The following is a 13978-nucleotide window of genomic DNA, read 5'->3' as shown; positions in this document are numbered from 1 at the left end:
TCCGCTACCCGGCCACGCCAACCCCGTTCCGCCGGCTCGGTCTCCGGGCGCCGTCAGCCGGTCACCGAGAGAAGCAGGTCCGCGTACTGCTTGTGGCCGGAGACATTGGGGTGGAAGGACTTCGCCGGCGCGTCCATCCGCAGGCCCTGCATCCAGGGAGTGGCGGTGCACGCCTCGTGGCCGGCGAACCGGGCGCGGCTGTCGACGAAGGTGAAGCCGGTGCGGCCCGTCGTGCTGTTCCGGGTCACGTCGGCCAGCACGTCGGCCGCGTGGTTGATCACCGCTCGCTTGGCGGGGGTCAGCGTGCCGCAGTTCACCGTCGAGGTGGCGGCGGCGAGCAGGCGCGGGTAGCCGAGCACGTACACCCGGGCGTTCGGCGCCTTGGCCCGGACCGCCGTGAAGAGCTGGTTGAACGAGCCCGGGAGCTGCGTGTTGGCCTTGGTGATCGCGGCCTGGACGGCGGTGCTGCAGGCCGCCTCCGAGGAGATCACACAGGTGGAGATGGCCGAGGTGAACCCGACGTCGTTGCCACCGGCGCTGATCGTGACCCATCCGGTGTTCGCGTCCAGGTTGCCGAGCTGCTTGGTGCGCACCGCAGCCGTGGTCGCGCCGCTGCACGCCCGGTTCGCGACCGAGCCGAAGGAGGCACGGCCCTTGCGGCTCAGCCAGAAGCGCGAGTACGACGCGTCGGTGCGGAGGCAGGCGTTGTCGACGAAATTGCCGGAGCCGAGGCCGGACGCGTACGAGTCGCCGATGGCCTCGTAGTCGCGCGCCGTGGCCGCGTGGGCGGCCGGCATGGTGGCGACGACTGCCGTGACCGAGGCTCCGGCGACGGCGAGCGCTTTGATCCAGCGACGCATGAGTGGGGTACCTCCGAAGGTGGTTGATCTTCCGACAGGGAGATTCTGTCGGCCCACCACCCTCGGCCGGATCTGTCCACAGGCGGGTTCCGTCTCCACCTTTCGGTATAGGTACCGAGAACGGCGCCGCCCGTGGCAGCGCCGTCCTCCTTCCCTGCTCCGGATCAGTTGCCGATGTTGGCCTGCGGCCCGGCGTACTTGGCGAGCAGCGCGGGGACGTCCGCTGCCGCGTCCAGGGTGTACGCGTAGTAACTCTTCGGGTTGAAGGCGGACCCGTTTGTCACCTGCTTGCCGGTGGAGTTCCTCACGATGCTGCCGCTCTGCTTGAGCTGGCCCTTCGTCAGGTCGTCGACGTTGTACGGGTTGGCGACCTTGTCGAAGTAGCTGTTCTCCAGAACCATCTTGGTGCTGCCGCGCGACAGGTTGCCGTACGAGGTGATGTTCTGCATGTAGTTGTTGTAGAGGTGGGCGAGCGCCACGTTGTCGGTGCTGGGGTTCCGCTGGTTGGTGTTCCTGATCCAGTTGTGGTGGATCGTCATCCGCGCGGTCACGTTCTCGGTCCAGCCGATGCCGAACGCCTTGTTACCGGTGTCCAGCAGGTTCCAGGACACGGTCAGGTACGTGGTGTCCTTCCGGCTGTCGATCATGCCGTCGTTCATCCGCGTGATCTTGTTGTGGTCGATCCAGATGTGGTCGGCGGTGTCCATCTGGATGGCGTCGTAGTCGTAGTCCTTGTCGTCCGGGTCGTCCTCGGTCATCTGGGTGTCCCGGATGGTGAGGTTCCGGATGATGACGTTCTTCACCCCCGTACCCAGGAAGAAGCCGCCGCCGACGATCTCACCGCTGGTCCCGACGCCGACGATGGTCTTGTTCGACTTGACCTTGAGCTCGGTGCCCTTCGGGGTGATCGTGATGGCGCCGGCCACCTTGATCACGTAGGGCTCGGTGGCCGTGACGTACCTGGTCAGGTCGGCGAGGGTCTTCACGGTGACCGTCGTGCCGGCCGCGCCGCCCGTGGTGCCGCCGCCGGTCGATGCGAAGCCGTCCGGCGTCGAGGCCCAGGTCCGGCCGCTCGACGACGCGGTCGGCGCCACCGTCGCGCCGGTGACCGGGGTGAACGCCCACTGCTTGTTGGAGTTCGCGGTGCACGTCTCCTGGATGATCGACGCGCCGTTCGCCGTCGACGCCCCCTGATCCGAGACACACAGACCGCTGTTCACATTGATGATCTGGAACGTGTCAGTGCCCGACGCGGTCAGCTTCCACTGCTGGTTGGTCTGCCCGCTCGCGCAACCCCACTGCTGCAACCGCTGCCCCGAGGTCTTGGAACCACCCGGCACATCAATGCACTTACCACTGCTGACGTTCTGGATCAGGAAGTTGCTCCCCGACGCCACCAGCTTGAACTGCTGCCACGCCGCATTCGCGGCACAACCCCACTGCTGCAACAACGCACCGTTGTCCTTCGACGCGGCCGGCACATCGACGCACTTGCCGCTCTTCTTCACGACCAGCTGGTAGGTGCCGCCGGCGGCCGGGGCAGCCGCCGCGTTGGAGGGCAGCACGGCCCAGCCGACGACAGCGGCGGGGACCGCGAGCACCACGGCCGTCAGAGCGGCACGCTTCTTGGAAAAGTTCATGATCAACCCACCGGGTTCCAGTTGTCCGAGCCCGCGAGGTACTTCTGCGGGGTGTAGTTGGCAGCGGTCGACGCGCTCATCTGCGGGCGGTTGCCGTTCGTGGTCGCGCCCGCGCCGGTGTTCGCGTACTCGAAGAACCGGGCGTTCTGCCACGAGTTCGACGACATGTCGGTCCACGGCTGCGCGGTCTTGATCGTGGCGCTCAGGCTGGTCTCGCGGTACAGCACCTGCGCGTCGGCGCCCCACGGGCGGCCGAGCTGCGTGGTGTTGTTCGTCGCGCCGGTCACCGTCGACTTGTAGATCAGGAAGCCGTACGGGTTGCCCGCGTCGGTCCGGGCCGCGGTGATCGGTCCGCCGCTGCTGCGCTTCTGGTAGATCTTCGTGGCGTTGAAGACCGCGGTGCCGCCACCGAAGATGAAGTCGACAGTGCCCTCGACATACGAGTTCTTGACGTACGACCGGCCGCTGTTGACGAGCAGCGTGTCCTGGGCGCCGAGGAACCGGACGTTGTCGAAGATCAGCTTGTCGGCGTTCAGGTTGGCCGCCACCGCCTGGCTGCCCTCGCCGTAGTCGTTCGCGATCGTCAGGTTGGCGGCGTTGAACTCCTTGCCGCCCGCGAAGAGCGTGGCGCTGCCCGACGTGCCGTAGCCACCGGCGTTGCTGCGGTTGTTGACGATCACCACGTCGTCCGACGAGTCACCGCCACCCTTGAGCGTGATGAACGGCTTGTTCGACGGGACCGTGACGATCTCCCGGTAGGTGCCGGGCTTGATGGTGATCGTCTGCCGGGCGGTGTTGTTCGCGGCGACGGCGTCGATCGCGGCCTGGACGGTCCGGTACTTGCCCGAGCCGTCGGCAGCGACAGTGAAGCTTCCGGTGCTCGATCCGCTGACCGGGGTGAACGCCCACTGCTTGTTGGAGTTCGCGGTGCACGTCTCCTGGATGATCGACGCGCCGTTCGCCGTCGACGCCCCCTGATCCGAGACACACAGACCGCTGTTCACATTGATGATCTGGAACGTGTCAGTGCCCGACGCGGTCAGCTTCCACTGCTGGTTGGTCTGCCCGCTCGCGCAACCCCACTGCTGCAACCGCTGCCCCGAGGTCTTGGAACCACCCGGCACATCAATGCACTTACCACTGCTGACGTTCTGGATCAGGAAGTTGCTCCCCGACGCCACCAGCTTGAACTGCTGCCACGCCGCATTCGCGGCACAACCCCACTGCTGCAACAACGCACCGTTGTCCTTCGACGCGGCCGGCACATCGACGCACTTGCCGCTCTTCTTCACCGCAAGCGTGTACGTCACGCCGGCGGCTGGGGCGGCCGCGGCGTTGGACGGGAGCACGGCCCAGCCGACGAGTCCGGCGGGTACGAGCAGCGCGGCCGCGAAGCCGAGCACGGTCCGCTTGCGAGATCTTCTCTCTGCCACTGCGGGTCCTTCCTACATGGGGATGCCATGTAGATGCCGCGGTGGCGAGGGGACAACAAGTTTTCGGCCGGCTCTTGATTTTTTATCGAGAGCCGGCCGGGAAACCTGTCAGCGGGTGCGGTCGATCACGGCGTTCTGGGCTGCCGCGTACTGCTCCCGGATCAACGGGACGGGCTTGTCCTCGTACACCTCGGGGCTGGCCGCCGACCACGCCGGCGGAGTGTCCCCGCCGCGAGTGACCCACGCGGCCTGGCGGGCCGCGCCGTCGGCGACGTACTCACCGGGCGGCGGGACCAGCACCGGCTTGCCGAACAGGGCGGGCGCGATGCGGCGGACCGCCTCGCTGCGCGCACCGCCACCGACCAGCACGATCCGGTTGGCCTCGGCGCCGTGCGCGACGAGCGCGTCCAGACCGTCGGCGAGGGCGCAGAGCATCCCCTCGACGGCGGCCCGGGCCAGGTGCGCCGGGTCCGAGGTCTTGAGCGTCAGCCCGTGGATCGCGCCGGTGGCGTCCGGCCGGTTCGGGGTCCGCTCACCCTCCAGGTACGGCACCAGGACCAGCCCGTCGGCGCCCGCCGGGGCGGACAGCGCGAGCCGGGACAGCTCGTCGTGATCCACGCCGAGCAGCTTGGCGGCCGCGTCGAGCACCCGGGCCGCGTTGAGCGTCACCACGATCGGCAGGAACCGCCCGGTGGTGTCGGCGAAGCCGGCCACCGTGCCGGTCGGGTCGATCGGCGCGACGTCCGACGAGACGAAGACCGTGCCGGACGTGCCGATCGACACGATCACGTCGCCGGGCAGCGCGCCGGTGCCCAGGGCGGCCGCCGCGTTGTCACCGGCGCCCGGACCGAGCGGCGCGCCGTTCGGCAGGCGACCGGCGATGCCGGTCGGTCCGAGAACCTCAGGAACTGCGAGGGTACGGCCGAAGCCGAGCTCCAGCAGATCCATCCGGTACTCGTTGGTCTTCGCGGACCAGTAGAGGGTGCCGCTGGCGTCGCTGCGGTCGGTCTTGATGTCCGCGATGTCGGTCGAGCCGGACAGCTTCCAGGTCAGCCAGTCATGCGGCAGGCAGACCGCGGCGACCCGGGCCGCGTTCTCCGGCTCGTGCCGGGCCAGCCAGCGCAGCTTGGTGAGGGTGAAGCTGGCGACCGGCACGATACCGACCGCTTCCGCCCACTTCTCCCCGCCGCCCAGCTCGGCGATCAGGTCGGCGGCCGCGCCGGCGCTGCGGGTGTCGTTCCACAGCAGCGCCGGGCGGACCACCTCACCGTTATCGTCCAGCGCGACCATGCCGTGCTGCTGCCCGGCGACCGAGGCGGCGGCGACGTCGTCGAGACCGCCCGCCTCCTCGATCGCGGACTGCAGCGCGGACCACCAGGCGTCCGGATGCACCTCGGTGCCGTCCGGATGGCTCGCCCGGCCCTGCCGGACCAGCTCGCCGGTCTCGGCGTCGCGGATCACGACCTTGCAGGACTGGGTCGAGCTGTCGATCCCGGCTATCAATGCCATGGTCAGCGGGCTCCGAGCAGGTGCTCGATCGCGAGCTGGTTCAGCTTGACGAAGCCGAAGCCCTTGGCGCCCACGGCGTCGGCGTCGTAGTCCTCGAACGCGCTGCGGTCGGCGAGCAGCTCGGCGTAGCCCTCACCCGGGTTCAGGGTCGGGGTCGTGAGCTCGGCGACCTTGCTGGCGGCGAGCGCCTCCTGCACCTCGGGGTCGGCGCGGAACGCCTTGGCCCGCTCCTTGAGCAGCAGGTACATCCGGATGTTGGCCTTCGCCGACTCCCAGACGCCGTCGTAGTCCTCGGTGCGGGACGGCTTGTAGTCGAAGTGCCGGGGGCCGTCGTACGCCGGGGCGCCGTCGGGTCCGTTCTCCAGGAGGTCGACCAGCGAGAACGCGTTGAGCAGGTCACCGTGGCCGAAGACCAGGTCCTGGTCGAACTTCGGGCCGTGCTGACCGTTCAGGTCGATGTGGAACAGCTTCTTGTGCCACAGCGCCTGGGCGATGCCGTGGGTGAAGTTGAGGCCGGCCATCTGCTCGTGGCCGGTCTCCGGGTTGATGCCGAACAGCTCCGGACGCTCCAGCTCCTGGGTGAAGGCGATGGCGTGGCCGGCGGTCGGGAGCAGAATGTCGCCGCGGGGCTCGTTCGGCTTCGGCTCGATGGCGAAGCGCAGGCCGTAACCGCGGTCCTCGGAGTACTGCGCGAGCAGGTTGAGCGCCTCGCGGTAGCGGTCGAGGGCGGCGCTGACGTCCTTGGCCGAGTCGTACTCGGCACCCTCGCGGCCGCCCCAGAGCACGAGCGTCTTCGCGCCCAGCTCGGCGCCGAGGTCCATCTGGCGCAGCACCTTGCGGATCGCGTAACGCCGCACGGAGCGGTCGTTGCTGGTGAAGCCGCCGTCCTTGAACACCGGGTGGGTGAAGAGGTTGGTGGTCACCATCGGGACGATCAGGCCGGTCTCGTCGAGCGCCTTCTTGAAGCCCGCGATGATGCCGTCGCGGGTCTGGGCGTCCGAGCCGAAGGGCACCAGGTCGTCGTCGTGGAAGGTGATGCCGTAAGCGCCGATCTCGGCGAGCTTGTGCACGGCCTCGACCGGGTCGAGGGCCGTGCGCGTGGCGTCACCGAACGCGTCACGAGCCTGCCAGCCAACGGTCCAGAGACCGAAGGAGAACTTGTCTTCGCGTGTGGCCTGGACCGACACGGTTACCTCCGGGAAACGCGGTTGATTTGTTTATTGGTTGAATTATTTGCCGAGGGTGTGGCATTGTCAAGGGCGTGACGGCCCGCCTGACTTCTCGTTCCAGTGCCCCCGTCCGGCAGTCGAGCGTGCGAGCCCATAATCTCGCGCTGGTGCTGCATACCGTGGCAAACAGCACAGATCGGCTCTCTCGCGCGGGAGTTGCGGCCGTCACCGGGCTCACCCGGGCCACCGTTTCCGCACTCGTCGACGACCTCGTGGCCGGCGGTCTGCTCACCGAGCTCGACCCGCCGCCCCGCACCGGCGCCGGCCGCCCCGCCGTCGGTCTCGCGCTCAGTGCCGCCGGTCCGGCCGGGCTGGGCTGCGAGATCAACGTCGACTACTTGGCGGCCTGCGTGGTCGACCTCACCGGCAGCGTCCGCCAGCGGTTCGTCGAGCACGCCGACCAGCGCCGCTCCGACGCCGCCGGCTCACTGGAGGCCCTCGGCCGCCTCGCCGCTCGGGCCCGGCTGGCCGCCGAAGCCGACGGGCTGATCGTCGCCGGGGCCGCCCTCGCCGTCCCCGGCCTGGTCGCCGGCGACGGCCTGGTCCGGGTCGCGCCCAACCTCGGCTGGCAGGACGTCAACGCGCCGGCCCTGCTGCGCGCCGTCCCCGAGCTGGCCGACCTGCCGATCAGCGTGGACAACGAGGCCAACCTGGCGGCGCTCGGCGAACTGCTGGTCGCCGGAGGTGACCCGACATTTCTCAGCGCCGGCGGCCGCCCGACGTTCTTGTACGTCTCCGGCGAAGTCGGCATCGGCGCCGGGCTGGTCCTCGACGGCGAGCTCTACCGGGGCGTGCGCGGCTGGAGCGGCGAGATCGGGCACGTCACCGTCTACCCCGACGGCCGGCCGTGCCGGTGCGGCGCGCGGGGCTGCCTGGAGCAGTACGCCGGCCAGGAGGCCCTGACCGGCGACGAGCCCCTGGCCGCGGCCGCCCTCGGCATCGCACTGGCCGCCGTCGTCAACCTGCTCGACGTGCCGGTGATCGTGCTCGGCGGCGCCTACGCTCCGCTCTTCGCCGAACTGCGCGCCGGGATCGAGGAGGAACTCACCCGCCGGGTGCTGACCTCAGGCCTCGCTCCGGTCGCCCTGCGCCCGGCCGCGCTGGGCGCCGACGCCGCGATGCGGGGCGCCGCAGACACGGTGATCCGCGCGGTACGCGACGACCCGGCAGCCTGGCTCCGCCGCTGACGCCCTCCCGCCGGTGAGTGACGTTCGATTCCCGGGGTGGCCGCCGACGCCAGGTGGCGTCGAGACATCCCGGGCCGTAGCTGGTAACCACGCCCGCCCATAACCTGCGCCGGCTACGGCTCGCGACACCCCGCCGTAGCTCACGCCCGTGACCACGCCCGGATAACCGCCCCCACCTACGGCTCGACCCACCGAGCCGTAGCCCACGCATGTGATCAACGCGGCTGGTTGCTTGTCCGCGCTGCGACGGGGTCAGGGGCACACGATGCGGTTCCGGCGCGTGGATGAGAGCACACCGAAGCGGTGCGTGTGACCGCGTCTTGGTCCTGGCACAGGTGGAAGCTCACGATGGCGTTGTGTGTGCCCTCACCACGTCCTCGGCCCCGATCTTGGCAACTCGGCGGACGCCGGGCGGGGGGCGACCCTGAGTTGCCAAGATCGCGGCGGAGCAGGAGCCCGCGCGGAGCCACCGCGACAGCGGCGGGAACGTGGCGCGGTGGCCGACAGCGGCGGGAACGCAGCGCGGGGGCCGACAGCGGCGGGAACGCAGCGCGGGGGCCGATGGCTAGCGGCGTGCCTCGCCGGGCGGGCATTCGGGCCTGCGTTGCAGCGGTAGCGGAAGTCGCCGGACGGCCTGGGGACGGCAGGGGGTCGCGTGGACTCACGGTGACGGGGTCGGCCCGGCAGGGGCGGCTATTTCCGTACATGTCTGAAAAAGAACGACCGCCGCCCGGATGGACGGCGGTCGCTCGGAGTGCGTGGGGATCAGCTGGCGCCGGTTCGGGTGCCGATTGCCTCGAGGAAGATGTCGCTGATCTGGGCCGGGTCCTCGGCGACGAAGACGCCGCTGCCCTTGACCGTTGCGGAGATCTTGTCGAGCTCGGCCTTGTTGACCTCGTTGCCGATGCCGATCAGCACGAGGCGGACCGGTTTCTTCGGGTCGACGGCCTTCTGGAGCTGGTCCAGGAACTCGCCCTGCTCCAGGCCGTCCTCGTTCTCGTTCTCGCCGTCGGTGAAGAGGATGACCGAGTTGCTGCGGCCGGCCTTCCAGTTTTTCTGGACTTCCTGGTACGCCGCGAGAACCGTGTCGTAGAGACCGGTGTTGCCCGCCGGAACCGGGTCGAGGTCGTTGATCGACTCCTGCAGCCGCTGCCGGCCCGAGGTGAGCGGCGTGATCGGCACGAGCTCCTTGTAGGGCCGGTTGCCGTCCAGCTTGGTGGAGAAGCGCCAGACGCCGACCGCCCACTTGTTGTTGAACAGCGCCAGACCGCCGCGCGCCGCTTCCTGGGTCACCTGGGCACGTGTCGCGCCACCGGCCGACGGCACGGCCTTGTCCATCGAGCCGGAGACGTCGAAGACCGCCAGCACCCGGCCGGGCAGGGTGGTCGCCACCCAGGAACCGACCGCCTGGCTCAGCTCCTTGCCGCTGACGCCGGACGCGGCCTTGCCACCACCCTCGGTGCCGCTCGGCGATTTCACCGCAGGCGAGGCGGCCGGCGCGCCGACCGGGGCCTGGAAGCCCGAGCCGTAGGTGCCGTCCGGCGCGCGCAGGCCCACCGTGGCCAGGTTGTCCTTGAAGCCGGAGCCGGCCAGCTGGGCGAGCAGAGCGTCGGCGGCGGCCGCCTTCTGGGTGTCCACCACCTGCGGCATCACCGCGTAGGGGTAGTCGAGGGGCTGCGACGCCGGCTCCATGTAGAGCGCGCTGAGCTGGACCGCGGGACGCTGCGCGTTGTACGCCACCACGTCCTCCTCGGACAGCGGCGCGGCCTGCAGGCTGTTGCCCAGGTCGTTGGCGTCGGTCGATTTCGGGAACTGCTGGAGCAGCTCCTCCCGCAGCGCGGACCGGTTCTCGGCGAGCGCGGTCAGCACCTGCACCTTCTTGAGCTTGCCCTCCTGGGTGGTGCCGGCGTTGAGGCCGACCGAGAGCAGGCTGGTCAGACCGGCCGCGTCACGCGTCGGGTCGACGATGCCGACCTGGAGCGTGCTCTCCGTGCCGAACTGGGCGAGCAGGTCCTTCCACGCCATCTTCTTGTCGGGCCAGCCGAAGTTCTTCGCCACCGGCTCGGGCATCGCGAGGACGAGTGGGCTCTGCGCGACCGAGGCGACCTTCGTCGGCTTGAAGCCGGGGGCCTCCTGCTGCAGGCGCAGCAGCCAGGTCGACGAATCCGGCAGCCACACATCGGGAACCGCGACCGACTCCGGTGCGGTGCCCAGGCCGGCGAGGGCCACGTCGTGGTCGCGGGAGACCGCGCCGGCGATGTCGGCGGGGTTCTCGTCGGCGACGTCGACAGCGACGCACGTCCCGGAGACCTCGGCTCCGCCAGCCGTCCACTGCTGAGCGATCTGCTGGACGGCGGGCGCGATTTCGGGAGCGGCGGCAACCGTCAGTCGCACGGATCCGGTGCAAGCGGAGTCCGCTAACTGCTGATAGCCGAGCCACGTCCCCGCAATTACGACGACTATCGCCATCGCACCTCCGACGACGCCCGCTCCCTTTGCGTTGAAGTTTCTACGATGGCGGCCAGACACGCGCTCCATAGTGTCGAGCCCGGAAGCCGAATGCCATATACGTTCGGACGAAAATTACTCAGATTGGCGTTTCCCTATCTAGGTAACACTCTGCGTGACGACTCCGTCTCGATCAGTATCGACTTCCGGTCCAGGCACGCCGGATTTGCGGGAAAAGATCACGGACGTGCCTGCCTGACCGATCTCGCCTATGGCCTGATCACCGGAGGATTCCAGCGCAGCAGACAGGTGGGGCTGGGCTCACCGGTCGGCTCACCTTGCGAACCGGGAATTCCGGTGTCCGGGTCCACGCGGAAAACGGTCACGTTGTGTGAACGCTGATTGGCTACGTACAGGTGATCCCCGAGCAGAACCATGTGCCGCGGCCACACCCCTCCGGTGGGCACCTCGGCGATCAGGGTGAGCGACTCGCCGTCCCAGGAGAACGCGGAAACGGTGTCCGGTCCCCGGTTAGCCACATAGACGTGCCTGCCATCGGTGCGAATGGCGATCTCCGATGGGTGGACGGCCCCCGACGACTGGCTGGCGGCGACCGCGCCGGACAACGCGAGGGTCGGCCCACCGGCCGGCCGGTACCAGCTCACGTCGCCGCTCAGCTCGCCGGCGAGCAGAAGCGTGCCGCCGGTCGAGCGCACCAGGTGACGCGGGCCGGTGCCCGGCTTCGCCTCCACCGCCGGGTCGGGCAGCGACAGGCGCCCGGACACCGGGTCCAGCCGGGAGCGCCACACCCGGTCCGAGCCCAGGTCGGAGATGAGCACGTCGGCGCCGTTCGGGTCCGGGACGACCTGGTGCGCGTGCGGACTGGACTGGCGCTCCGCGTTCGGACCGGAACCCTGGAGCTGGAGCACATCACTGCGCCCGGCCGGGACGCCGTCGGCGTCCAGCGGGAAGACCGCGACCGATCCGCTGCCGTAGTTCGCCGCCACCAGGTGCCGGCCGTCGCCGGTCACCGCCAGATGACACGGGTCGGCGCCGCCGGTGCTCTGCACCCCGAGCGGGATCAGCGAGCAGTCCGGCGCGACCGAGAAGGCGGTGATCGTGCCCTGGTCCAGTTCGTTCACCGCGTAGAGGACCGGAAGGGTCGGATGCTGCGCGAGGAAGGACGGCGACGGGGTGCGCGCCGCCAGCCCGAGCCGGGTCAGATCACCGGTGGCCGGGTCGCGGCGGAGCAGCGTGATGCCGTCGCCCTCACCTCCCTTGTCACCGGTGTAGCAGCCGACGAAGACGTATTCCGCGCTGGAGACCATGGTCCGATCCCATCACACCGAAGCGTCCCCGTCCGTTTGCCTCGCCTTCTTGACCGGTACAGATGCACTGGCTACTGTACCGGTACAGACCGAAACAGGAGGCAAGTCATGGAACTACCTGCCGCGTACCTCCGTGGCGTCCAGGACATGACCCGTGAGGTCCTGAGCGCCCGGCCGGACGCACCCGTCGTGGCGGCCGCCGAGCCCGCCGCCCGTACGCCGCGGTTGCGGATCTCGCTCGCCAACGCTCTCTACCGCGCGTCCTGCGCGGTGGCCCCCGCCGGCCACCGCCCAGCCTGATCTTTCCTCGCCACCGGGACCGGGATCGCCTTCCGTCACCGTCCGATGAGAGGCGATCCCGGTTCCCGGGGATACCGTGTGGACATGCCCAGGGTGACGCTGCAGACCATCGCCGACCGGGTCGGCGTGAGCCGGATGACGGTGTCCAACGCGTTCTCCCGCCCCGACCAGCTCTCCCCCGCCCTGCGCGAGCGGATCCTCGCCGCCGCGCAGGACCTCGGATACGTCGGTCCCGACCCGACCGCCCGCGCCCTCGCCAAGGGCACCACCGGCGCGGTCGGCATCCTGCTCACCGACTCGCTGCGATACGCCTTCACCGACCTGGTCGCCGGTCGGTTCCTGGCCGCCATCGCCGGGGAGCTCGCGCCGACCGGCCTGGCGATCACCCTGCTCACGTCCGCGGCCGCCGGTGACGTCGTGCCCGCGCGCGACGTCGCTATCGACGGCGCGGTGGTCTACTCCTGCGATCCCACCTCGCCGGCCGTCTCCTGGCTGCGCCGGCGCAACCTGCCGATGGTCTTCGTCGACCAGGACCGCGTGGACGACGTGGCGAGCGTCAACATCGCCGACCGCGCGGGCGCCCGCGCCGCCGCCCAGCACCTGGTCGACCTCGGCCACCGGCGGTTCGCCATCGCGATGAACGGTGAGAACGGCCGGCACGGCTTCATCGCGGACCCGTCGACGCTGGTCGAGGGCCACGCCTCCCACCAGCGGCGGCTCGGCTGGTCCGACGTCCTGGAACCCGCGGGCATCAAGCCCGCGTTCCTCCGTCACCCTCTGGAGAAGACCGAGGATGTACGGCGGGACGCACGCACCCTGCTCTCCGCCGAGGATCGGCCGACCGCGTTCCTGTGCTTCTCCGACACCACGGCGGTGGGGGTCCGCCAGGCAGCCGAGGACCTCCACCTGCGGGTTCCGGAGGACCTGTCGATCGTCGGGTTCGACGACGGGCCGGACGCCGTGCGGATGCAGCCGGCGCTGACCACCGTGCGCCAGGACGTGGTGGCGAAAGGGCAGGCCGCCGCGGCCGCGCTGGCCGAGGCGATCCGGCGCTCCCGGGGCGGCGTGGCCGGGCCGGTGCCGCACATCATGCTGCCGACCGAGCTGGTGGTACGCGACAGCAGCGGGCCGGCGCCGCGGACCCCCGTCTGATCCGCGCCGCCGGCCCGCCGCTCTCGGCGACAGCTCAGCCCTTCAGCAGGTCGTACGCCGCGGCCGGGGCCTTCACCGCGTCCTCCGGGGCGGTCAGCGCGTCAGCCGATCCGTACCTGTCGTAGGTGACCGCGTACGTACCGGCCTTGACCTTGCCGGCCGCCGGGATCCGCACGGTCGCCGTGGAGACGCGGCCCTCGCCGTCGACGACCACCTCCAGCGGGACGGCCGTGGCCTTGTCGCCGAGCGCGGTCAGGGTCTTCTCCTCGACGATCCCGGCCTCGGTGCTCCTCGTCAGGTCGGTGGTGCCGGTGAAGTGGCCCGGGGAGGTCTCCTTGAGACCGTCGGCGGCCCGCACCAGCGCCCCCACGTAACCCGGGTCGAGTTCCGCCTCGCTGTACTTGAGATCAGCGAAGTCCGAGTCGCCGGTCTTCGCCGGGTCCAGGACCATCCACTTCTTCGGCAGCTTCGGCAGACCCATGTCCGCTGTCGCGCCGGTGAACGCGACCTTCGTCCAGATCTTCTCCTCGACCACGAGGAACTTCATCGACAACGTGATCGGGGTGTCCGGCACCTTCTCCGAGATCTCGGCGGTCAGCGCCTTGCCGGCCGGATCGATCACGCCGGAGAACGGCTGCGTGCCGCCCTTGATCGCGTAGTGGTAGGCCGGCGTCGCGGTGTCCGGCATCGCGTTCAGGATCGTCTCGCTCGCGGTCGGCGCCGGGCTCTGCGCCGTGGTCGCGGCATCGGTGCCGGCCGCACCGCAGGCGGTCAGGGCAGTGCCGGCGGTCAGGGCGGTGCCGGCGATCATCAGGGTTCCGGCGACGAGGCGTCGGGTGCGGGTCATGGCATGTCCTTTCATCGGTGTGCTGCCCCGAGACTCGTGGTCACC

11 protein-coding genes are annotated in these 13978 nt (G+C 69.8%); 3 read left to right on the top strand and 8 right to left on the bottom strand.

Annotated elements, in window-relative coordinates:
* Positions 1–53: 53 nt before the first annotated feature.
* From AB0F72_RS18275 to xylA, 5 genes are all read right to left on the bottom strand, one after another.
* Positions 54–860 carry an SGNH/GDSL hydrolase family protein gene (locus AB0F72_RS18275; RefSeq protein WP_360432150.1) on the bottom strand — a complete coding sequence of 269 codons (807 nt, stop codon included), beginning with the start codon at positions 858–860 and terminating at the stop codon, positions 54–56.
* A 164-nt stretch (positions 861–1024) separates the two neighbouring features.
* A complete protein-coding gene (locus AB0F72_RS18270) occupies positions 1025–2500 on the bottom strand; it encodes an RICIN domain-containing protein (RefSeq protein ID WP_360432147.1) in 1476 nt (491 codons plus the stop codon).
* 2 nt (positions 2501–2502) lie between these two features.
* Positions 2503–3933 (bottom strand): pectinesterase family protein, encoded by a 1431-nt coding sequence (locus tag AB0F72_RS18265; protein WP_360432144.1) that lies wholly within the window; start codon positions 3931–3933, stop codon positions 2503–2505.
* A 108-nt stretch (positions 3934–4041) separates the two neighbouring features.
* A complete protein-coding gene (gene xylB / locus AB0F72_RS18260) occupies positions 4042–5442 on the bottom strand; it encodes a xylulokinase (protein ID WP_360432141.1) in 1401 nt (466 codons plus the stop codon).
* A gap of 2 nt (positions 5443–5444) precedes the next feature.
* Positions 5445–6629: a xylose isomerase gene (gene xylA, locus AB0F72_RS18255; protein WP_360432138.1), complete on the bottom strand. Its 1185-nt coding sequence runs from the start codon at positions 6627–6629 to the stop codon at positions 5445–5447.
* Between the two features lie 74 nt (positions 6630–6703).
* Between xylA and AB0F72_RS18250 the strand changes: the two genes are divergently transcribed.
* A complete protein-coding gene (locus tag AB0F72_RS18250) occupies positions 6704–7858 on the top strand; it encodes an ROK family protein (protein WP_360432135.1) in 1155 nt (384 codons plus the stop codon).
* A 765-nt stretch (positions 7859–8623) separates the two neighbouring features.
* Here AB0F72_RS18250 and AB0F72_RS18245 read toward each other — a convergent pair.
* Together AB0F72_RS18245 and AB0F72_RS18240 are read right to left on the bottom strand one after the other, a co-directional pair.
* Positions 8624–10252, bottom strand: coding sequence for a substrate-binding domain-containing protein (locus AB0F72_RS18245; RefSeq protein WP_360432132.1), 1629 nt, complete (start codon positions 10250–10252; stop codon positions 8624–8626).
* A 323-nt stretch (positions 10253–10575) separates the two neighbouring features.
* Positions 10576–11634 carry a lactonase family protein gene (locus AB0F72_RS18240; RefSeq protein WP_360432129.1) on the bottom strand — a complete coding sequence of 353 codons (1059 nt, stop codon included), beginning with the start codon at positions 11632–11634 and terminating at the stop codon, positions 10576–10578.
* Positions 11635–11742: 108 nt separating this feature from the next.
* On the opposite strand from AB0F72_RS18240, the gene AB0F72_RS18235 reads away from it, so the two are divergent.
* Together AB0F72_RS18235 and AB0F72_RS18230 are read left to right on the top strand one after the other, a co-directional pair.
* A complete protein-coding gene (locus AB0F72_RS18235; protein ID WP_360432126.1) occupies positions 11743–11934 on the top strand; it encodes a hypothetical protein in 192 nt (63 codons plus the stop codon).
* Positions 11935–12018: 84 nt separating this feature from the next.
* Entirely contained in the window at positions 12019–13086 is a 1068-nt protein-coding gene (locus AB0F72_RS18230; RefSeq protein ID WP_360432123.1) for a substrate-binding domain-containing protein, read from the top strand.
* Positions 13087–13120: 34 nt separating this feature from the next.
* Here the strand turns inward: AB0F72_RS18230 and AB0F72_RS18225 are convergent, their stop codons facing one another.
* Positions 13121–13933, bottom strand: coding sequence for a hypothetical protein (locus tag AB0F72_RS18225; RefSeq protein WP_360432120.1), 813 nt, complete (start codon positions 13931–13933; stop codon positions 13121–13123).
* Positions 13934–13978 lie beyond the last annotated feature (45 nt).

The sequence above is a fragment of the Actinoplanes sp. NPDC023936 genome (genome assembly GCF_040639325.1).
Taxonomy (GTDB): Bacteria; Actinomycetota; Actinomycetes; order Mycobacteriales; family Micromonosporaceae; genus Actinoplanes.
Note: the sequence above shows the minus strand (reverse complement) of the source record. Positions and strands in the feature narration are given on the sequence as shown.

What these genes read in the sequence shown, in the direction of transcription:
- AB0F72_RS18275 (WP_360432150.1), bottom strand. Translation starts at nt 860, where the DNA reads ATGCGTCGCTGGATCAAAGCGCTCGCCGTCGCCGGAGCCTCGGTCACG.
- AB0F72_RS18270 (WP_360432147.1), bottom strand. Translation starts at nt 2,500, where the DNA reads ATGAACTTTTCCAAGAAGCGTGCCGCTCTGACGGCCGTGGTGCTCGCG.
- xylB (WP_360432141.1), bottom strand. Translation starts at nt 5,442, where the DNA reads ATGGCATTGATAGCCGGGATCGACAGCTCGACCCAGTCCTGCAAGGTC.
- AB0F72_RS18240 (WP_360432129.1), bottom strand. Translation starts at nt 11,634, where the DNA reads ATGGTCTCCAGCGCGGAATACGTCTTCGTCGGCTGCTACACCGGTGAC.
- AB0F72_RS18235 (WP_360432126.1), top strand. Translation starts at nt 11,743, where the DNA reads ATGGAACTACCTGCCGCGTACCTCCGTGGCGTCCAGGACATGACCCGT.
- AB0F72_RS18230 (WP_360432123.1), top strand. Translation starts at nt 12,019, where the DNA reads ATGCCCAGGGTGACGCTGCAGACCATCGCCGACCGGGTCGGCGTGAGC.
- AB0F72_RS18225 (WP_360432120.1), bottom strand. Translation starts at nt 13,933, where the DNA reads ATGACCCGCACCCGACGCCTCGTCGCCGGAACCCTGATGATCGCCGGC.